The 20,054-nt window shown below is 30.0% G+C and carries 22 protein-coding genes and 1 tRNA gene; 10 read left to right on the top strand and 13 right to left on the bottom strand.

Translation table 11 applies throughout. The features are described from left to right. The first annotated feature begins 200 nt into the window (after positions 1–200). Positions 201–842, top strand: coding sequence for a DUF6266 family protein (locus tag ACH5TW_RS02225; RefSeq protein ID WP_439334847.1), 642 nt, complete (start codon positions 201–203; stop codon positions 840–842). Positions 843–998: 156 nt separating this feature from the next. Here the strand turns inward: ACH5TW_RS02225 and ACH5TW_RS02220 are convergent. After that, positions 999–1,083: transfer RNA gene (locus tag ACH5TW_RS02220), tRNA-Ser, on the bottom strand. 188 nt (positions 1,084–1,271) lie between these two features. Between ACH5TW_RS02220 and ACH5TW_RS02215 the strand changes: the two genes are divergently transcribed. Both ACH5TW_RS02215 and ACH5TW_RS02210 read left to right on the top strand, forming a co-directional pair. Continuing rightward, a complete protein-coding gene (locus ACH5TW_RS02215) occupies positions 1,272–1,901 on the top strand; it encodes an NAD(P)H-dependent oxidoreductase (RefSeq protein WP_439334846.1) in 630 nt (209 codons plus the stop codon). Positions 1,902–2,010: 109 nt separating this feature from the next. Beyond that, on the top strand, positions 2,011–3,204 hold the full coding sequence (locus ACH5TW_RS02210) for a DegT/DnrJ/EryC1/StrS family aminotransferase (protein WP_439334845.1): 1,194 nt from the start codon (positions 2,011–2,013) through the stop codon (positions 3,202–3,204). A 98-nt stretch (positions 3,205–3,302) separates the two neighbouring features. Here ACH5TW_RS02210 and ribB read toward each other — a convergent pair whose 3' ends face one another. The 10 genes from ribB to nhaC form a co-directional block, all read right to left on the bottom strand. Further along, positions 3,303–4,448: a 3,4-dihydroxy-2-butanone-4-phosphate synthase gene (gene ribB, locus ACH5TW_RS02205; RefSeq protein WP_439334844.1), complete on the bottom strand. Its 1,146-nt coding sequence runs from the start codon at positions 4,446–4,448 to the stop codon at positions 3,303–3,305. Positions 4,449–4,480: 32 nt separating this feature from the next. Beyond that, positions 4,481–6,454 carry an LptF/LptG family permease gene (locus ACH5TW_RS02200; protein WP_439334843.1) on the bottom strand — a complete coding sequence of 658 codons (1,974 nt, stop codon included), beginning with the start codon at positions 6,452–6,454 and terminating at the stop codon, positions 4,481–4,483. Positions 6,455–6,463: 9 nt separating this feature from the next. Beyond that, positions 6,464–7,099 carry an outer membrane lipoprotein periplasmic chaperone LolA1 gene (gene lolA1, locus ACH5TW_RS02195; protein WP_439334842.1) on the bottom strand — a complete coding sequence of 212 codons (636 nt, stop codon included), beginning with the start codon at positions 7,097–7,099 and terminating at the stop codon, positions 6,464–6,466. 15 nt (positions 7,100–7,114) lie between these two features. Then, positions 7,115–9,505, bottom strand: a complete 2,391-nt coding sequence (locus ACH5TW_RS02190; protein WP_439334841.1) for a DNA translocase FtsK — start codon at positions 9,503–9,505, stop codon at positions 7,115–7,117. Positions 9,506–9,613: 108 nt separating this feature from the next. Beyond that, complete coding sequence (locus ACH5TW_RS02185; protein ID WP_439334840.1) at positions 9,614–9,982, bottom strand: diacylglycerol kinase; 369 nt, start codon at positions 9,980–9,982, stop codon at positions 9,614–9,616. 10 nt (positions 9,983–9,992) lie between these two features. Further along, positions 9,993–10,496, bottom strand: coding sequence for a thiol peroxidase (gene tpx, locus ACH5TW_RS02180; protein ID WP_439334839.1), 504 nt, complete (start codon positions 10,494–10,496; stop codon positions 9,993–9,995). A 138-nt stretch (positions 10,497–10,634) separates the two neighbouring features. Then, the gene (locus ACH5TW_RS02175; protein ID WP_439334838.1) at positions 10,635–10,892 is read right to left on the bottom strand and encodes a DUF6952 family protein; all 258 of its coding nucleotides are present in this window, start codon (positions 10,890–10,892) and stop codon (positions 10,635–10,637) included. Beyond that, entirely contained in the window at positions 10,873–11,184 is a 312-nt protein-coding gene (locus ACH5TW_RS02170) for a thioredoxin family protein (protein WP_439334837.1), read from the bottom strand. Before ACH5TW_RS02170 ends, ACH5TW_RS02175 begins: the two co-directional genes overlap by 20 nt. An 11-nt stretch (positions 11,185–11,195) precedes the next feature. Continuing rightward, positions 11,196–11,834, bottom strand: coding sequence for a peroxiredoxin (locus tag ACH5TW_RS02165; RefSeq protein ID WP_439334836.1), 639 nt, complete (start codon positions 11,832–11,834; stop codon positions 11,196–11,198). Between the two features lie 141 nt (positions 11,835–11,975). Then, positions 11,976–13,460: a Na+/H+ antiporter NhaC gene (gene nhaC / locus ACH5TW_RS02160; RefSeq protein WP_439334835.1), complete on the bottom strand. Its 1,485-nt coding sequence runs from the start codon at positions 13,458–13,460 to the stop codon at positions 11,976–11,978. Positions 13,461–13,561: 101 nt separating this feature from the next. Here nhaC and ACH5TW_RS02155 point away from each other — a divergent pair, with 101 nt between their 5' ends. After that, on the top strand, positions 13,562–13,894 hold the full coding sequence (locus tag ACH5TW_RS02155; RefSeq protein WP_439334834.1) for a metal-dependent hydrolase: 333 nt from the start codon (positions 13,562–13,564) through the stop codon (positions 13,892–13,894). Next, a complete protein-coding gene (locus ACH5TW_RS02150) occupies positions 13,849–14,583 on the top strand; it encodes a metal-dependent hydrolase (RefSeq protein ID WP_439334833.1) in 735 nt (244 codons plus the stop codon). The genes ACH5TW_RS02155 and ACH5TW_RS02150 overlap by 46 nt, the downstream gene beginning before the upstream one ends. Positions 14,584–14,686: 103 nt before the next feature. Here ACH5TW_RS02150 and ACH5TW_RS02145 read toward each other — a convergent pair whose 3' ends face one another. Both ACH5TW_RS02145 and ACH5TW_RS02140 read right to left on the bottom strand, forming a co-directional pair. Beyond that, positions 14,687–15,421, bottom strand: a complete 735-nt coding sequence (locus ACH5TW_RS02145) for a hypothetical protein (protein ID WP_439334832.1) — start codon at positions 15,419–15,421, stop codon at positions 14,687–14,689. 71 nt (positions 15,422–15,492) lie between these two features. Then, the gene (locus ACH5TW_RS02140; protein WP_439334831.1) at positions 15,493–16,692 is read right to left on the bottom strand and encodes an aminotransferase class I/II-fold pyridoxal phosphate-dependent enzyme; all 1,200 of its coding nucleotides are present in this window, start codon (positions 16,690–16,692) and stop codon (positions 15,493–15,495) included. Positions 16,693–16,850: 158 nt separating this feature from the next. Between ACH5TW_RS02140 and ACH5TW_RS02135 the strand changes: the two genes are divergently transcribed. From ACH5TW_RS02135 to ACH5TW_RS02115, 5 genes are all read left to right on the top strand, one after another. Beyond that, complete coding sequence (locus tag ACH5TW_RS02135; RefSeq protein ID WP_439334830.1) at positions 16,851–17,309, top strand: Lrp/AsnC family transcriptional regulator; 459 nt, start codon at positions 16,851–16,853, stop codon at positions 17,307–17,309. 1 nt (position 17,310) lies between these two features. Then, positions 17,311–17,937, top strand: a complete 627-nt coding sequence (locus tag ACH5TW_RS02130) for a CPBP family intramembrane glutamic endopeptidase (RefSeq protein ID WP_439334829.1) — start codon at positions 17,311–17,313, stop codon at positions 17,935–17,937. A gap of 86 nt (positions 17,938–18,023) precedes the next feature. Continuing rightward, positions 18,024–18,539, top strand: a complete 516-nt coding sequence (locus tag ACH5TW_RS02125) for a hypothetical protein (protein ID WP_439334828.1) — start codon at positions 18,024–18,026, stop codon at positions 18,537–18,539. Between the two features lie 6 nt (positions 18,540–18,545). Further along, complete coding sequence (locus ACH5TW_RS02120; RefSeq protein WP_439334827.1) at positions 18,546–19,271, top strand: hypothetical protein; 726 nt, start codon at positions 18,546–18,548, stop codon at positions 19,269–19,271. Positions 19,272–19,396: 125 nt separating this feature from the next. Next, entirely contained in the window at positions 19,397–20,044 is a 648-nt protein-coding gene (locus tag ACH5TW_RS02115; RefSeq protein WP_439334826.1) for a sensor histidine kinase, read from the top strand. The last annotated feature ends 10 nt before the right edge of the window (positions 20,045–20,054 follow it).

Genomic DNA, 20,054 nt, shown 5'->3' with positions numbered 1-20,054 from the left:
GCATAAAAAAAATAAATAAGTTTATAAAATCATGTGTAAAAATGACGTAAAGGAATGTATTTAAAGGTAAATGAATCCATAAAGCTTCAAAACTGAAAAGAAAAATTATATTATTGTTATATAATTAGAAAATTAAGTTTTAAACTATATCAAGACCGTACCAAGTCCGAAAGAGTATTAATTAAAAATTGTTATATGTTATGGGAAAGATAGCCCAAGGAATCTTAGGAGGATTATCAGGAAAAGTAGGAAATGTTATTGGCGGAAGTTGGAAAGGTATTGATTATTTAAGAATAAAGCCTACAAGTGTTTCAAATCCAAGAACAGCTGGACAAGTAAACCAAAGAAATAAGTTTACCGTAACTTTAGAGTATTTGCAGCCAAATCTTGCATTTATTCAAAAAGGGTATAAAAATTATGCAATTAAAAAAACGGAGTTTAATGCTGCAATGTCTTATGTGCTAAATAATGCTATTACTGGTATAGAGCCTGACTTTAATGTTGATTACTCAAAAGCATTATTAAGTAGAGGGAATTTATCAGGAGTATTAAATCCTGATAATAATTTAGCAATACCAGGAGAAGTAACATTTACATGGGGTGATAATTCTGCTGAAGGAAATGCAAATAGAACAGATAAAGCAATGTTGTTAGTTTACAATCCAATTAAAAAGGAATCTATTGCCCAATTAGAAGGAGCAGATAGAACGATTGGAACTGAAAGAGTAATAATTCCTTCTACCTATGCAGGTGATACAGTAGAGCTTTTTATGGCTTTTATTTCTGCTGATGGTACACAAGTATCAAACAGCGTTTATTTAGGTAGTGGTACGGCATCTTAAAAGTGATCCTAATTAAATGGTTAAAAGACCGTTGCATTAATTTGTAACGGTTTTTTTATGCTATTTTGTAATAAAATGAAGCGGGGATTATGTGGGGATATATTAAAAATAAAAACCCTAACTAATTGATTATCAACCGTTAGGGTTTGTTTTAAGCGGAGAAAGAGGGATTCGAACCCCCGGAGGTGTGACCCTCAACAGTTTTCAAGACTGCCGCATTCGACCACTCTGCCATTTCTCCTTGAGTGACTAATCAAGCTATATGCCTGAATGCGGGTGCAAATATAGCGTCCTTTTTCATTCTAGTCAAATAAAAATCTATTTTTTTATAAAATAATTTATAACTCATTTATTAGTAGACATTTTATGGTTTATTTTATATAAAAAGATAATTCCAAACCTTATTTTTGCCAAAACTAAAATTATTACATGGGTATTATAAAACAGTTGCAATGGCGCTATGCTACTAAAAATTTTGATACAACAAAAAAGCTGTCAGAAGAGAAGTTAGATGTTTTAAAACAAGCATTTAATTTAACAGCCACTTCATTCGGGTTACAAACTATTAAAATGATTGTTATAGAAAAGGAAACTCTACGAGCACCTTTAGTTGAGCATTCATACCATCAAAAGCAAGTTTTAGAAGCGTCTCATTTGCTGGTTATATGTATTCAAAATAAAATTGAAGAAATAGATGTGAATAGTTATTACACAAACATAAAAAACATAAGAGATACTCCTGATTCTATTTTAGATCCGTATAGAAAAGATCTTATTAAAATGATGGATAAAAAAACGATATCAGAACAGCAGCAATGGTCTAAAAATCAAGCTTACATAGCTTTAGGGAATTTAATGACTGTTTGTGCTGTAGAATGTATAGATGCCTGTCCAATGGAAGGTTTTATTCCATCTAAGTACGACGAGTTACTTCAGTTAGATAAAAAAGGACTAAAGTCGGTATTATTGTTACCTGTAGGGTATAGAGCTAAAGACGATATGTTTTCAGAATTAAAAAAAGTTAGAAAACCTCTAGAAGAAACCATTATAGAAATGTAATAAGTTAATTGTTTGGGTAGGAGTATTTATAATTTTATGTTTAATAAAATAAATGAGTAATCCTTAATGTAATAATAAGTACAAATAAACTAAAAGAACAAATAAATATATGCCAGGATTTGAATTATTCGGAGATGCAGAAAGAAAAGAAGTAAACGATGTATTAGATAACGGTGTTTTAATGCGCTACGGCTTTGATGGAATGAGAAATGGATATTGGAAAGCTAAAGAGCTAGAAACTCAACTACAAACTTCTTTACAGTCAAACTATGTACAATTAGTATCTAGCGGAACAGCAGCTGTTTCTGTAGCTTTAGCATCAGCAGGAGTAGGAGCAGGAGACGAAGTTATTATGCCAACATTTACTTTTGTAGCTAGTTTTGAAGCTATTATGATGCTTGGTGCTATACCAATTTTAGTAGATATTGATGATACTTTAGGATTAAATCCAGAAGCGGTAGAGCAAGCTATTACGCCAAAAACAAAAGCTATTATGGTGGTTCAAATGTGTGGAAGTATGGCAAATATGGATGCATTACAGGTGGTTGCTAATAAACATAATGTTTTATTGGTTGAAGATGCTTGTCAAGCTATAGGTGGAACCTATAAAGGAAAACCTTTAGGAAGTATTGGTGATTTAGGTTGCTTTTCATTCGATTTTGTTAAAACCATTACTTGTGGCGAAGGTGGAGCTGTAATAACTAATAATAAAGAATATTATACAAATGCCGATCATTATAGCGATCATGGTCACGATCATGTTGGTAATGATAGGGGAGCAGAGACACATCCGTTTATAGGTTATAATTTTAGAATTTCAGAATTGCATGCAGCAGTTGGTTTAGCACAAGTAAAACGTTTACCAGAATTTATTGCACTTCAGAAAAAAAATTATAGTATTATAAGAGAAGCTTTATCACAAATTCCTGAAGTAACTTTTAGAACGGTTCCAGAAGGAGGTGAAGAGAGTTATTCTTTTTTAAATTTCTTTTTGCCAGATTTAGAAACAACAAATAAAGTTATTAAAGAGTTTAAAGAAACTGGAGTAGACGTATGTTGGAATTATTATAACAATAATTGGCATTATGTTAGAGAATGGAATCATTTAAAAGATTTAAAATCGTTATTCCCAATTTCTGCTGAGGTAAAAGAAGGATTAGAGTACCTTAAAACTAAAGAGTTTCCAGAATCAGATCATTTTATAGGAAGAAATATCTCTTGTTTAATAAAATTATCATGGGCAGAGCAAGAAGTGATAGAAAGAGCTAATAGAATGGCTGAAGCTATAAAAAGTGTGCTTTAATCTTTGCTTAGTAAATGATTACACTATACTCGTAAATAAAAAAGTCTCAGATTAATTTTAATCTGAGACTTTTTTATTAAACAACCTTTAAAGTTGTTTTAATAATTAACATAATCAACAATTTCTAATCCGTAACCAATTAAACCAACACGTTTGGTTTGTATGGTGTTAGAAATTAAACGCAGTTTATGTATGTTTAAATCGTGTAATATTTGAGCTCCAATACCAAAATCTCTGTCGTCCATATCAATTTTTGGAGCTTTTGTAATGCTATTAGCGTCTTGATTTTCTTTTAAAAATGACAATCTATTTAAAATATTCATAGATTGTGATTCTTGGTTTATAAAAATAATAGCGCCTTTTCCTGCATCATTAATTACCTTAAACATATCGTCTAACTGCTTATCAGCGTTATTCGTTAGTGTGCCTAAAATATCATTATTAACTAGCGTAGAGTTTATTCTAGTTAAAACCTTTTCATTGTCATTCCATTGTCCTTTCGTTAAAGTTATATGGACTTGATTATTAGTGTTTTGTTTGTATGCTCTTAATCTAAAACTACCAAAACGAGTTTCTATTTGAAAATCTTCTTTTTTCTCAATTAAGGAATCGTGCTGCATTCTATATGCAACTAAATCTTCAATAGAAACTATTTTAATATTTAACTTTTTTGCAATTTCAATGAGTTGTGGTAAGCGCGCCATGGTACCATCTTCATTCATTATTTCTACAATAACACCAGCTGGTTTTAAACCTGCTAATCTTGCGAAATCTATGGCTGCTTCAGTATGCCCTGTACGTCTTAAAACGCCACCGTTTTTAGCTACTAAAGGAAAAATATGACCTGGTCTAGCTAATTCAAAAGGTTTAGTATCATCTTCAACAAGCGCTTTTACAGTTAAAGATCTATCGCTAGCAGAAATACCTGTTGTTACGCCTTTGCCTTTTAAATCTACCGAAACGGTAAAGGCTGTTTCCATATGATCTGTGTTATTTCTAACCATCATATCTAGTTCTAGTTCTTTACAACGTTTTTCGGTAAGCGGTGCACATATAAGACCTCTTCCTTCAGTTGCCATAAAGTTTATCATTTCTGGTGTTACTTTATCAGCAGCAGCAACAAAATCGCCTTCGTTTTCACGGTTTGCATCATCAACAACTATAATAACTTTACCATCTCTAATATCTTCAATAGCATCATGTATGGTGTTCAGTTTTAATTCTGAAGTTGTATTTTCTATCATGGATTTAAGTGTAATTTTTGCAAAGATATTGCTTATTTTAAAGAATCTAAACAATTAAGCTTTAAGTCTTCTTTCATTTTAACATTTAGAAACAAGTTTACTATGAAATAAAGCGGTATTCCCATTATAAGTAAAAAGATATTAGGAGATTTTTCTTTTTTATTTATGTGTTTATAAAAAGAAAAGGTATTTATTAAAGACTTTAAATAATAAATTAAAAACAAAAATAAAGACACTAAACTAAGTTGTATAGATGCAGATGCTAGTGACGGTAATTTATTGTTGTTAAAAACAAAATGTAAAACTAATAAAACAACTCCTATGCAATATAGTGTAATTGCATATTTAGAATGGTCTTTATAGTCTGTATATTTTTCTTTAGAAATCTTATAGTCTTTATCAATACTTAAACCATTTTCAAGAAGGTTATTAATTGTTTTACCTCTTTTATTTAAAAGGACTAGTGCTTCATAACGACAGTTTTCATCGTGCCCTAATTTTTCATAATTAGAAATTACATTAAGCAATTCTTCATCTTTATAATTACCAAGAAACTTGTAGTCTACAATTTCTTTCTCTTTAATGTTGAATATTTTCTTGAGTGGTAATATAATACTATCTGTATCAAACAATCCTTTATCTTCAGTAGCACGTTTAGTTAAATATATTCCTAAAGGAAGCATGATTAAGGTGGAAAACCAACTAGCTAAAACTGGATTAAAATCACCACTTTTACCACTATTGGTGGCGAAAATACCAATAAAATGATATGATAAAAATAATAAGATTGCTATAACCATTGGTAAGCCAATACCTCCTTTTCTAATTAATGCTCCTAGTGGTGCACCAACAAAGAAAAGTATAATACAAGCAAACCCTAAAGCGAATTTCTCATGAAAAGAGATAATATGTCTGTTAAATGTGATTTTAGATATTTTATATGAATTTATTTTTTGGTCAATTATTTGTTTTGCACTTATAGTAGATTTTAAAGTTACATCAACTATTTGAGATTTATTTTTGGTATCAAAAGCATTTAGAATAGGTCCTGTATTTGTCAAATCGTTTTTAGAATCTGGAGCTAACTCTTTACTAAATCTAACAATGCTAGAACGAGTATATAAGTTAGAAGCAATTCCCTTTTGAACCTTATAGTGTAATTCAGCTAATGAATCTAAAGTTTCGTCCAAATCTACAATATCTAACATGTTATATCTATCAGTATGAGATTCCTCATCAAAATTAACATTGCCAAGTTGAGACAAATCTATATTTATAATATTTTTTTCAAAAGGTCCTTTAGCAAATGGTTTTTTGTTTTTACTACTTATATCATTTCTAGGTAAATCTTGATAGTAATTACCATTAAATAAAATAAGTTGTAAGTTTCCAGAACTTTCATCATAAAAAAACTCGCCATTTTTAGCTTTAATAGTTTTAGCATTTGTTCTTCCGTCTCCTCCTTTTATATGTATGGTAATATTTTCTAAATATTGGTCGTTGTCTCCTGTTTTCTTTTCTACTTTTATGTTGTATTCTGTACCTTCTATTTGATTAAATTGACCTTCAACAATGGCCATAGAAGGTTTGGTTTTAGCTATGTTCTTTCTTAGGTTATAAAACTTCATCTCAGACCAAGGGATAGCATTGTTAGCAAAGAAGAAAGTAACAATACCAACACCAACAATAAAAATACTTAATCCCGACATAGCACGTTGTAACGAAATACCTGTAGACTTCATGGCGGCAAACTCGTAGTTTTCTGCAAAACTACCGAATACCATAATGGAGGATAGTAATATGGTGAGCGGTAATACTAAAGGAATTAGCTTAGGAAAGACATAAATTACGAATTTGTACATAATATCTAAGCCTATATCTTTTCCAGCAAACTCTTTGATGTATAGCCAAATAGATTGCAAAATAAAAATCAGTATGAGTATAATAAACACACTGAAAAAAGTTTTAAGATATGTAGTTAGTATGTAACGGTCTAGTATTTTCAAGGTGTTTACCTAATCTAAATTGTTGATGTAATAATCTTTGTATTTATTGGCATCAAAGGTAAATAAGCTTTTTGATAAAGGCTCGTTTGTTTTAAAAGAATTAACAGTAAGTGTTGTTTTTGAGCCGTTTTTTCCAATTTGAATTAAATTGTAAATATGTTTAGTATTAGCGTCTATTCCTAAAAGGATGTATTTAATTTCAGAATCTGAATCAATAGGTGTTAATTTTACATACTGAATTTTTCTACCTTTTATATTTTGCTCAACGTCTAAAGCATACATATACCCATCTTCATAAAATGAAAGCATTTTACTTGGAGTAATGGCATCTTCTTCATTATCACTTTCAGAAGATATTGTAACCTCTTCATCTTCTGGACTAATACTGTATAGAGTTTTTCCATCATATAGGCGTGTTACACCAAGTATGTTAAGTTTGTATTTTTCACCTTGTAAAATAACATCACCTTTAGTTTCTTGTTTTATATTTTCAGAAGTGTTTTCTAAAACATATTTAAAGTCTATTGAAATATTATCGTAGCTTTTTACTTTTTCAGAAACTTCGTTTAATAAATTTTTAGCTTTATTTTGAGAAAAAACATTAATAGATAGTGTTATTAATAATAATGTTATAATTTTATTCATCATCTTCATTTTAAATTATATTTCGTTTTCCAAATGTTGATCTAGTGCTGTTAAATCTGTTATTAGTACTTGTCTTGCTTTGCTACCTTCAAAAGGACCAACAATACCTGCGGCTTCTAATTGATCTATAATTCTGCCCGCACGATTGTAACCTAATTTAAGTTTACGTTGTAATAATGAAGCAGAACCTTGTTGAGCTGTAACAATAACAATAGCAGCGTCTTTAAACAGTTTATCCCTGTCTGATATATCTATATCAAGACTTGTGCCACTTTCTTCTCCAACGTATTCTGGTAATTGATAAGCGTCTGGATATGCTTTTTGGGCACCAATAAAATCAACGATTCTTTCAACTTCTGGAGTATCAACAAAAGCACATTGTACACGAATTAAATCGTTTCCTTGTGTGTATAACATATCTCCACGACCAATAAGTTGATCGGCACCTGAGCCATCTAAGATGGTACGAGAATCTATTTTTGAGGTTACTCTAAAAGCAATACGTGCTGGGAAGTTTGCTTTTATAATACCTGTAATTACATTAACCGAAGGACGTTGAGTTGCAATTATTAAATGAATACCAATGGCACGCGCTAATTGTGCCAATCGCGCAATGGGTGTTTCTACTTCTTTTCCTGCAGTCATTATTAAATCGGCAAACTCATCAACCACTAAAATAATATATGGCAGGAATTGATGCCCGTCATTAGGATTTAATTTACGAGCCTTAAATTTAGCATTATATTCGGCAATATTTCTACATAAAGCATTTTTAAGTAGCTCGTAGCGATTGTCCATTTCAATACACAAAGAGTTTAGTGTATTTATAACTTTGGTGTTATCTGTTATAATAGCATCTTCACTATCTGGAAGTTTTGCTAAATAATGACGTTCAATTTTATTAAATAAAGTAAGCTCTACCTTTTTAGGGTCGACTAGTATAAACTTAACTTCAGCTGGATGTTTTTTGTATAATAATGATGTTAATACAGCATTTAATCCAACAGATTTTCCTTGTCCGGTAGCACCTGCCATAAGTAAGTGTGGCATTTTGGCTAAATCGACTACTAAAGTTTCGTTACTAATTGTTTTTCCTAAGGCAATAGGTAATTGCATGTCGGATTTTTGAAATTTTTGTGATGCAATAGCTGATCGCATTGAAACGATTGTTGAATTTTTATTAGGAACCTCAATACCAATAGTTCCTTTTCCAGGAATAGGAGCAATGATACGTATACCTAATGCAGCTAAAGAAAGAGCAATATCATCTTCTAAATTTTTAATTTTAGAAATCCGTACTCCAGCTTCTGGTACAATTTCATAGAGAGTAACTGTTGGTCCAATAGTGGCTTTAATACTTGCAATACCAATTTTATAATTACTTAAAGTATCAACAATTTTATTTTTATTTTCTTCAAGTTCGTCTTGGTTTATTGTAATGCCTCCAGTATCATATTGTTTTAAAAGATCTAAAGGAGGGAATTGATAATTTCCGAGTTCTAAAGTGGGATCGAATTGTCCAAAATCTTCAACAAGTTTATTTGCTAAATTATCGGTTTCAGATAGTTCTTCAGGAACTTCAACAACTTTTATTTCTAAATCTTCATCTATTGTTTCTTCTTCAACAACTTTAACTTCAAGTTTTGTTTTTTCCTTTAAAACAATTTCTTTAGGTTTTGTAGGCTTCTTTGGTTCAGGGTTATTATTATCTAGAGGAATTTCAAAAGCAGATTTAAAAGCTTCTACTTCTTCGGTTAAATTATTATCTAAAGGAACGATGATATCATCTTTCATTTCTGAAAATTCATCCTTTATATTCTTTTTTGCAGATGTAAATAGTGTTGTGAAGCTTTCAAAAGTAAGTTTAAAACGTATGGCTAAATAGGTTATTAATCCGAATAAAAGTAAAAGCGACACACCAATTTTACCAATATAATCTTGAAGAAAACTATTAATTTCAAAGCCAATAGTACCTCCTAAAAGATCATTATTATTTCCAAAGAAACCTAAAAGGATTGAAGACCATATTACGATTAAAGTACCCCAAAACCAATGTTTTCTTAGTTTGCTTTTGTTTATATTCATTAAAGTATAAATACCAGAAATAAATATAAGTCCAGAGAAAATGAATGATGGAATTCCAAAACCTTTTTGAATAAAGAAATCGCTTAACCAAGCACCTAATTTGCTTAACCAGTTTTCGGCTTTTGCATCGCGTGAAGCAAATTCAGAAAGTGTACTTTGGTCTGTTTCTCCCGTAAAGAAAAAAGAAATAAAAGCAATGCATAATAAAACACCAAAAAGTACAAGAAAACTACCTACAACTAATTTTTGTTGACTAGATAGCTTGAAATTAGGCTTTTTAAGTTTTTTACGTGGTGTTTTTTTTGTTTTGCTTTTCGCCATTAAGGTTAGTTTCTATATTTTATGGTAGAAATCTGTTATTTATTGTTTGTGCTTTTACAAAGGAACAAAAATACAAATTACTAACGTTTATCCTAGGGGTAATAGTATTTAAAAAATCTTTGGAATATATATTATTAAACCAATTGCTATAGCAAAAAGTGATGCTATAAAAACGGATCCAGCGGCAATATCTTTAATTAACCCTATTTTACTATGATGTTCTGGATGTATAAAGTTAGCAATTTCTTCAATGGCTGTATTAAGCCCCTCAGTACTCATTACTAAGCCAATTGCTAAAAGTTGAATAATCCACTCGTTTGAGGAAATGTTGAAAAAGAATCCTGCAGCTGTAACCAAAATAGCTAGTGTAAATTGAATTTTTATGCTAGCCTCTGTTTTTAAAAGAAGAAAAGCACCTTTAGTAGCGTAGCCAATGCTTTTAATTCTATTTAATAAGAAGGATTCTTTTTCAGACATCTATAATATATTATGAATATAAAGCTTCTAATGCAGCTTTGTAATTTGGTTCGTCTACTATTTCAGGAACTTGTTCTGTATACAAAACGGTACCGTTTTCATCTAAAACAACTACACAACGTGAGTGTAAAGCTTCTAATGGTCCAGTGATGAAGTTTAAGCCATAATCTTTACCAAAACTACCATCTTTATAGTCAGAAAGATTAATAACATTATCTAAGCCTTCGGCACCACAAAAACGAGCTTGAGCAAATGGTAAATCGTGAGAAATGCAAAGTACTTTAGTGTTTTCTAATTCGCTTGCTTCTTTGTTAAATTGTCTAACAGATTGTGCGCAAGTACCAGTATCTATACTTGGGAAAATATTTAATACAACTTTGCTTCCAGCAAAATCATTTAAACTTTTAGAAGATAAATCTGTTGCTGTTAATGTAAAGTTAGGTGCTTTTGATCCTATTTTTGGTAATTCGCCAGAGGTTTCAATTGGACCTCCTTTTAGTGTAACTGTTGCCATTTTTTTGTTTTTAATTTTAGAATTTAAAAATATGAATATTTAATCTTTCAAACGGTGTTTTTGTAAAAATTGTTTAACAAAAAAACGCTTTATCTTTTTTATCAGATAAAGCGTTTGTAATTTTATTTTAAATAAAGTTTACGAATCAATAGAACCTAAAACACGTTTCATAAAACCGTTTAAAGCATCTTTTTTAGTAGTACCATCTTTAACCATTTTGTTAACTTCAATAGCGCCATACATATTAGAGATTAATTCTCCTATAACGTCTAATTCTTCATCTTTTAAAGAAGGAACTTCGGTTAAAGCTTCTAGAGTTTCAATAGTTTCTATAACGAAATCTTCGTCATTATCTTCTATAAACTGAGTTAAGTGTTTAATTACTGGTAATTTCATCTACTAATTCTTTTAAAACATCAAACTTATTGGTTTGAACTTGGTTTACAAATGCACCATTTTTAAATGTGGCAAATGTTGGTAAATTGTCAACGTTTGCTAGTTTTCTTGATTCAGGGAATTTTTCAGCATCAGCAATTACAAAAACTGCATTGTCGTTTTCTGAAGCTAATTTTTTAAATTTAGGCTTCATAATTCTACAATTTCCACACCAAGTTGCAGCGTATTGTACAACTACTATATCGTTACTGTTTACAATTTCTTGTAAATTGTCTTGTGCTAATTCTTGCATAACTTTATAATTTAGTGTGAAGCTAAATATTCTGCAGTTCCTTTAGCATTAGGAGCCATAGCATCTTTTCCTTCTTCCCAGTTTGCAGGACAAACTTCTCCTTTTTCCTGTACATGTGTTAAAGCGTCTACTAAACGAATATATTCACCAACATTTCTACCTAATGGCATATTGTTAATACTTTCGTGTTGTACAACACCATCTTCATCAATAATATAAGTTGCTCTGTAAGTTACATTATCACCTTCAACTTGAACGGTTCCTGTTTCTTCATCAAACGTTTCGTTTGTAATATCAAGAATACCTAAAATACTAGATAAGTTTCTATTACTGTCTGCTAAAATAGGGTATGTTACACCTTCAATTCCTCCATTATCTTTTGCAGCACTTAACCATGCAAAATGAACTTCAGGTGTGTCGCAAGATGCTCCAATTACAATAGTGTTACGTTTTTCAAATTCTGGTAATGCTGCTTGAAATGCATGTAATTCTGTTGGACATACAAATGTGAAATCTTTTGGGTACCAAAATAAAACTACTTTCTTCTTCTTGTTAACTGCTTCTTCAAGAACGTTTACTTTAAAAGTATCGCCCATTTCGTTCATTGCGTCAACGTTTAAATTTGGGAATTTTTTTCCTACTAATGCCATGTGTTTTTATATTTAATTATTATTAATTTTCGATAATACAAAGATAAGACACAAGCTAAAATATTGATGAAAATAAAATTTTAATTTTTTATTTAGCTATAAGTTTAATTTATGATGTTTTTAAGTTGTCATAAATTTATCTTATTTACTGGTGAGTTGTTTTATTTTAATTGAAAACGCAGCAAATAAAAGTGTGGTGAAAGGACTTAGCCAATTAAAGAACGCATAACCTGCATATGAGAAGGTGTCTACACCAAGAACGCCACTTTGGTAAGCTCCGCAAGTATTCCAAGGTACTAATACAGATGTAACAGTACCTGAATCTTCTAAGGTTCTGCTTAAATTTTCGGGAGCTAATCCTTTATCTTCAAATGCTTTTTTATACATTCTTCCAGGTATAACGATTGCTAAATATTGATCTGAAGCTATAGCATTTAATCCTACGCAACTAATCACAGTGCTAGCAAATAATCCAAATATACTGTCAAATAGACTTAAAACAGATTTGCTTATTCTTGATAAAGCTCCAATAGCATCCATGACACCTCCAAATACCATAGCACAAATAACTAACCATATAGTACCTAGCATTCCAGCCATTCCTCCAGAAGAGAATAATTCATTAAGTTGTTCGCTACTAGTACTAATTGAAGAATCTACAGTTATAGAAGTCATTATACCTTTGTATGCAGAAATAAAATTAAGTTCTTCAGATCCAGCAACTTGTTTTACTATATCTGGTTGAAAAATAATAGCGAAAATACCACCTAATAGAGCTCCAATGAATAATGCAATTAAAGGAGGCGTCTTTTTTATAATCATAAATATAACTGCACATGGGACAAGAAACACCCATGGAGTGATATTTATAGATTCTTCAATAGCTGTAATCATTCCAGATGTATCAGTTGTTCCAGAAACATCAATTGATAAGCTTATTATTATAAATATAATAAGTGTTAAAACAATAGTTGGAATAGTGGTGTACGTCATATATTTTATATGAGAAAATAATTCACCACCAGCCATTGCAGGTGCTAGGTTTGTAGTATCACTTAATGGCGACATTTTATCTCCAAAGTATGCTCCAGAAATAACTGCTCCAGCTGTCATACCTGAATCTATACCTAAAGCATTTCCAATACCAACTAAAGCAATACCTACCGTTGCTGATGTTGCCCAAGAACTACCTGTTGCAATTGATATGAGCGCACAAATTATAACACAAGCGGGTAAAAATATACTAGGACTTAATATTTGTAAGCCATAATATACTATTGTTGGAATAATACCACTTATTAACCATGTTCCTGCCAAAGCCCCAACAAATAATATTATTAGTATAGCTCCAATTGTAGATTTAATGTTTTCAGCAATTTCCTCCATCATTTGAGCAAAAGATACTTTATTAAGCATACCAACAATTACTGCTATAGCAGCTCCTATAAGCATTATAAATTGATTACTGCCACTAAGAGCATCATCTCCAAAAACATACTTAACATTAAAAAATAGCATGATTACCAATGCGATAACAGGAATTAAAGCTTCCCATATATTAAGTTCTTTATTTTCAACTATATGTTCATCTTGTGGTCCTCTTGGCTTTATTTCTTGGCTATCCATTATTAAGAGTTTTAAATTTTAAATGTAATGTTACGATTTTAGTAGAATGTATGCAAATCATATGAGTTGGTTACATTTGCATGTTATTTTTAAATTATATAATGGATTCATTAACTCAAATTGTATTAGGAGCTGCCTGTGGTGAGGCAGTACTTGGAAAAAAGGCAGGGAATAAAGCCTTGTTATTTGGAGCTATTGGTGGTACAATACCAGATTTAGATGTTTTGGTTGGTGGTTGGTTGCATGGTAATGAAATTGACGCGATGTTATTTCATAGAGGGTTTATGCACTCCATTTTATTTTCTGTTTTAGCAGCTTTTCTATTAGGATGGCTTGTTTATAAGCTCTACAATTCTGGTAAACGATTGCATACTACAACACAAAAAGATTGGGTTTATTATTCTTTTGGTCACTTTTTACGCATCCCATATTAGATTGTTTTACGCCTTATGGCACACAGTTATTTGCGCCTTTTAGTAATTATCGTGTGGCATTTAATAATATAGCGGTTGCAGACCCACTATATACGTTGCCTTTTTTAATATGTATGATTGTTTTAATGTTTTTTAAAAGAACAACTGTTAAAAGACAATTATGGTTAAAGTTTGGAATTGGTATAAGTTCTATATATATGATTTTTACTTTAGGAAATAAATTATATATCGATTCAGTTTTTATAAAATCTTTAAAAGATAGCGATGTAAATGCCATACGATTTACTACACAACCAGCTATTTTAAATAATATACTTTGGTATGGTATCGCTGAAACCGATACCTCTTATTTTGTTGCTAATTATTCGTTGTTTGATACAAAAAACAGGTTTTTAAACTTTAAAGCTATTCCTAAAAAGCGCGATTTAAAACCTTCAAAATTTAATGATATTAAGAATTTAGCATGGTTTAGTAATCAATATTACAGCGTTTATAAAATTGGTGATAATCAATATCAATACAATGATTTAAGATATCCTATTTTAGATGAAAATACTCCAAATACATCTGTGTTTAGTTTATTGCTTTATAAAGATGAAAATAGACTCAATATGAAACCTTTTGAACCTAAATTTGATAGTTTGGGAGCTATTATGGCTTCTATGTGGCTACGTATTAAAGGGAATTAAAGACGCATCATTTTGCAAAAGAGTGTTTCTTTATGTAATTAATGCTTGACGATATTATAAATCATCAAGCATTAATTACAAAAATAATAATAGGTTTTTTACTTTATATTTTTTCAGATAATAAACTAATGTTACTATCTATTGTTTGACCTTGTACACTCATCTTCATAGCTATATTTGATTCCATTGGAACCCCTGTTTTTTTGTCAATATTCATGTCTCCTGTAATGTCTCCTTCAGCCAATCCTAAAATAGAACCAGAAATATCTAAAATAATTTCATTTTCAGAAATTGATTTTACAGTATATACAAATTTCATTTTCATACCTTTAGATTCTTTCTCCATTTCCCAAGTACTTCCTACTTTTATAGCTTCTTTAGGATAAGTAACATTGCTTAATTGGTTACCAATGTCATTTAATCCAGGAACATTAGGCTCTACTTTCATTTCTGTAACTTCCCCTAAATTATTTCCTTTAGCTGAAATAATTGCACTTAGCATAGGAGCCATTTGTGTTTTCATCATTTTTCCCATATCGTCTAATTCTTCATCTTTCATATCAGAATCAAAATTTATTTCTTGCCCTCCAGCATTCGAATTCATGGCTATCTTGGTGAATTTTATTTTACTATCATACGTATCATCTTTAACATTGATAATATCCATTTCCATGATCATCTTCATGTCCATAATTCCTGCAGCTCCCATTTTTTGAGATACTTCTATAGACATTTTGTATTTATCGCCTTTGTTGTAGTTTAATCTTAATAAGGTAGATTCTTGAGCATTGCTTATTAGAACAAATGCTAGCATTAAAAAAGTTAATGTTTTTTTCATTTTATAAGTTTTTATATGCAGCTAATATAATAAAGTAATGTAAGAAAAATACATAAACAATGTTGTTTAAATTATAATACACCAACAGTAACCATACATTGCCTCATAGTTAGGTAAGTGCGCTCAATATCGTCATCTAAACCAATAGAAAATCTAATTAGTCCATTGCTTAGTCCCATAGCTTGTTGTCCGTCTTCTGGAATTTCAGAAGATGTTGAAGTACCGGGAGCGCTAAATAGCGTTTTATAAAATCCTAAGCTAACCGCTAAGTAACCTAGGTTTTTGTTTTGCATGAGTTCCATGAGTTTATTTGCTTTTTCTAAAGACCACACATCAATAGTTAGCATACCTCCAAATCCATATTTTTCATTCATCATATTTTTAAATAAGTTATGAGACGGGTGCGATTGTAATCCAGGGTATACGGTTTTTAAACCATCAGACTCAAATTTTTCTGCTAAATACATGGCGTTTTTACTATGCTGTTGCATTCTTATATGAAGTGTTCTTAAGTTTTTTAAAACTGAGGAAGCTCTTAAACTATCCATTGTAGAGCCTAATAGCATAGAAGCTCCGGTATTTACATTTCGTAAATCGTTTATGAAGTCTTGCGTACCACAAACAACACCTCCAACAGTATCGCTAGAGCCATTTATAAATTTTGTTAAACTGTGAATTACAACATCTGCTCCTAAAATAGCAGGAGAAATTGATAACGGAGAAAATGTATTATCTACGACTAATTTTAAGTTGTGTTTTTTAGCAATTTCAGATAAACCTTTTATATCTGCCACTTCTAATAGTGGATTGCTAACCGATTCGCAATACAATACTTTTGTGTTTTGTGTAATAGCAGCTTCAACTTTTTGTAAATTAGTAATATCAACAAAAGTGGTTTCAATATTAAAACGAGGTGTAAAGTTTTTTAAAAAAGCATAAGTGCCTCCGTAAATGGTTCTACTAGATATAATATGATCGCCAGTATTACAAAGTTGTAGTAAAACAGGGGTGATGGCTCCCATTCCTGAAGCAGATACATTGGCAGTTTCTGTACCTTCCATAGCCGCTAAAGCTTCACCTAAATATAAATTAGAAGGCGAGGAGTGGCGTGAGTATAAATAACAACCATCTGCATTGCCTTCAAAGGTGTCAAACATAGTTTTTGCTGAGAGGAAGGTATATGTTGAAGAATCTGATATAGATGGGTTTACTCCTCCGAATTCTCCAAAATATTGTAAGTCTTGTATATTGTTTGCGGGTTTAAATGCCATAATGTAAGTTTTAGTATTTAAACAAAATTGATTATATTTAGAATTAAAAACAATAGATTGGTAATTTTTTGATATATAAAACTATGATAATTGATAATTATAGATTATTTTATTGTAGTTTTAAGTCTTGAATATGTTTTAATGAAAAATTTTCCATTATGATTTTTGATGCTATAGATAAAAAGTTATTAGAATATTTGCAAAAGGACAGTAAGCAAACAAATAAAGAGCTATCTAATAAGTTAAATTTGTCTGTTACTGCTGTTTATGAACGTATAAAAAAGCTTGAAAAAGAAGGGTTTATAAATAAATATGTGGCATTGGTTAATAAACAGCAGGTCGATAAATCGTTTGTTGCTTTTTGTCATATTAAACTTATTCAGCACACTCAAGATTATGTTGTAAAATTTGAAAAAGAAGTCACTAATTTAAATGAAGTGTTAGAGTGTTATCATATTAGTGGTGATTACGACTACTTACTAAAAGTATTAGTAAAAGATATGGTAGCTTTTAGAGAGTTTATGGTAAATAAGTTAACATCAATTAACCATATTGGTAGTACACATAGTATGTTTGTAATAAATGAAGTAAAGCACACTACAGCAATTAATTTTTAAAATGAATTCAATATCCTATAAAAGTATCGAGTTTTTTATCATTTATATACTAATACCAGTTAGTTATTCACTTCCTTATTCTTTGTATTTAAAGCTCTCTCTTGGGATTTTGGGATTATTTTACATCATTTATATTTTATTGAAAGTTGAAAATCAAAAAATTAAAATAACTCCTAAGTTAAATTGGAAACGCTTTTGGAAAGAAACATTAATTAAACTTTTAATAATTGCCGTTTTAACAACGTTTTTTGTTTGGTTAACTCATGCAGAGGTGCTTTTTGAAATTGTTATTAATAAACCTATTATGTGGGGTAAATTTATTTTTATATATAGCTTGTTTTCGGTGTATCCACAAGAGTTATTGTATAGAACGTTCTTTTTTAAACGTTATAACCTGTTATTTAAAAACATATCACTTTTCATTTTTGTAAATGCCATCGTGTTTTCTTTAGCACATTTGTTTTTTAAGAACTCTTTGGTGATAATTTTAACTTTTTTAGGAGGTTTGCTATTTGCATTTACGTTTAATAAAACAAAATCAACACTTTTAGTATCTGTCGAACATGCTATTTATGGTAGTTGGTTATTTACTGTTGGTATGGGTGGTATGCTAGGTTTTCCTACTTAAAATATTTTAACATTTAATAACTCTCACAGAGTTGAGTCTTTTTTATTACTTTTAAAAAACTTTTTTAACTAAAATTAAATGTAAATATGAAAAAAATAAGTTACATGATTTTGGGAATTATATTGGGTGCATTGGCTACCTATTATTTTTGCCCAAGAGATATTGAATTGGATAGAGAGGTAACAAATATTGTTATACCAAAAGATACAATTTCGGTGGCAGAAGCTATTAAATTAAGTAATAATTGGGCAAATAATAACCCAACAGAAATAGATTCTACTTTAGAAGTAGAAGGATCAAAAAAAGCAACACGTTCTGTATGGTGGTCATTAAAAGATGTTAACGAATATTTGGCATACGCAAAGGCAAAATCTGATACATTAGGTTATAATATGACTGGTATACGGGTATATTTAGGTAAATATGATAATAATGCTAAGCCCCCTAAAAAAAATAGAAACACAATGTTTATTGTTCCAACAGGAAATAAATCGGTTTCTAAGGCAAATAGTATAAATATAGTTTTACCGCCTTCAGATGATGATATTCCTGCACCACCTTTAAATAGAGGAGATGGAGGAACAAAACCTTATGCCCCTTAATTTAATGTGGAAGAATTCTTAAAAGAAAATTATAGTTTATTAACACATGTTTTTGAAGCTATTGCAGCAATAACAGGATTGTTATTATTTAAAAAATATAAGTTTACTGTTGTTAAATATTTTATATATTTTTTAGTTTATTTAACTATCTGCGATTTAGCAAATCAGTATAACAGCTTTGTTCAACCAGATATGTTTTTAAGTTTTTTAGTAGGAACTGTGTTTACTAAAAATTATTGGTGGTGTACATTATATTGGGATATTGGTGCTATTTTATTTTTTGTTTTTTATTTTAATATAATATTAAAAAAAGAATCTTTCAAAAAAATAATTTCTATTAGTGGTTTAGTTTTTTTTGTGTTTTCAATAGGGTGTATTATTATTAATTGGGATGATTTTTTTGTTAAATTCTTTACAAGTATCGTTGTGTTCGGTGCCGTTATAATAATTTTGTGTTGTATGTTTTATTTTGTAGAAATTTTACAAAGTGATAAAGTTTTAACATTTTATAAATCTATGAATTTCTATATTGCTACTGGAATATTTATTTGGTGGTTAATTATTACTCCTATTGTATTTTATGATGTTTACTATGTGTATGATAGTCTAAAAAATATATATATTGATTGGGATTTTACTATGCTAAGACAGCAGATTTATTTGTTTTCAAACATTTTAATGTATTCAACTTTTACCTTTGCTTTAATATGGTGCAAACCTCAGAACGATTAGTTAGTTCAGCTTCAGAACGATATTTATTAGTTTATATGATTGCTGTTTTAGTAATTATAATAACTTTATTTATAGTGTTTTTTGTAGTTTTTTTGAAACGAAAAAATAAATTACTATTAGATAAAATGAAACAACAACAGGCTTTTGAAGAGGAGATTACATTAGCTCAAACAGAAACTCAAGAACAGACTTTAAAAAATATTGGCTGGGAATTACATGATAATGTAGGTCAGTTACTTTCATTTGCTAGTATGCAGTTAAGTATTTTAAAAATGCAAGTTGCTGATGATGTTAAAGATAAATTTTCAGATACAACACATGCTTTAAGACAAAGCTTATCGGAAGTTAGAGCGCTTTCCAAAACATTAAATAATGAGGTGGTTTTGAATATTGGTTTTGAAAAATCTATAACTAATGAGTTAAACCGACTTAAAAAAATGAAGTTTAATTCTGCGGAGCTTAAAATAATAGGAGATAAGGTTGATTTTTCAAATAGAAAACACGAAATCATTATTTTTAGAATTTTACAAGAGTTTTTATCTAATTCGGTAAAATATTCTGAAGCTAAAAATTTAGAGATTACTTTAGATTATAAACCTGATAAATTATTAATTACAGCAAAAGATGATGGAGTAGGTTTTAATATAAGAAATATAGAAATGGGGTCAGGTTTAATTAATATGAAAAGTAGAGCCGCTTTAATTAATGCAGAATTAGAGATTGTTTCAAAACTTAAAGGAGGTGTTTTATTAACATTAAACTACCCCTACTAAATAGCAATAT

Source organism: Thalassobellus sediminis, from assembly GCF_044386045.1.
Classification (GTDB): Bacteria; Bacteroidota; Bacteroidia; order Flavobacteriales; family Flavobacteriaceae; genus Thalassobellus; species Thalassobellus sediminis.
Note: the sequence above shows the minus strand (reverse complement) of the source record. Positions and strands in the feature narration are given on the sequence as shown.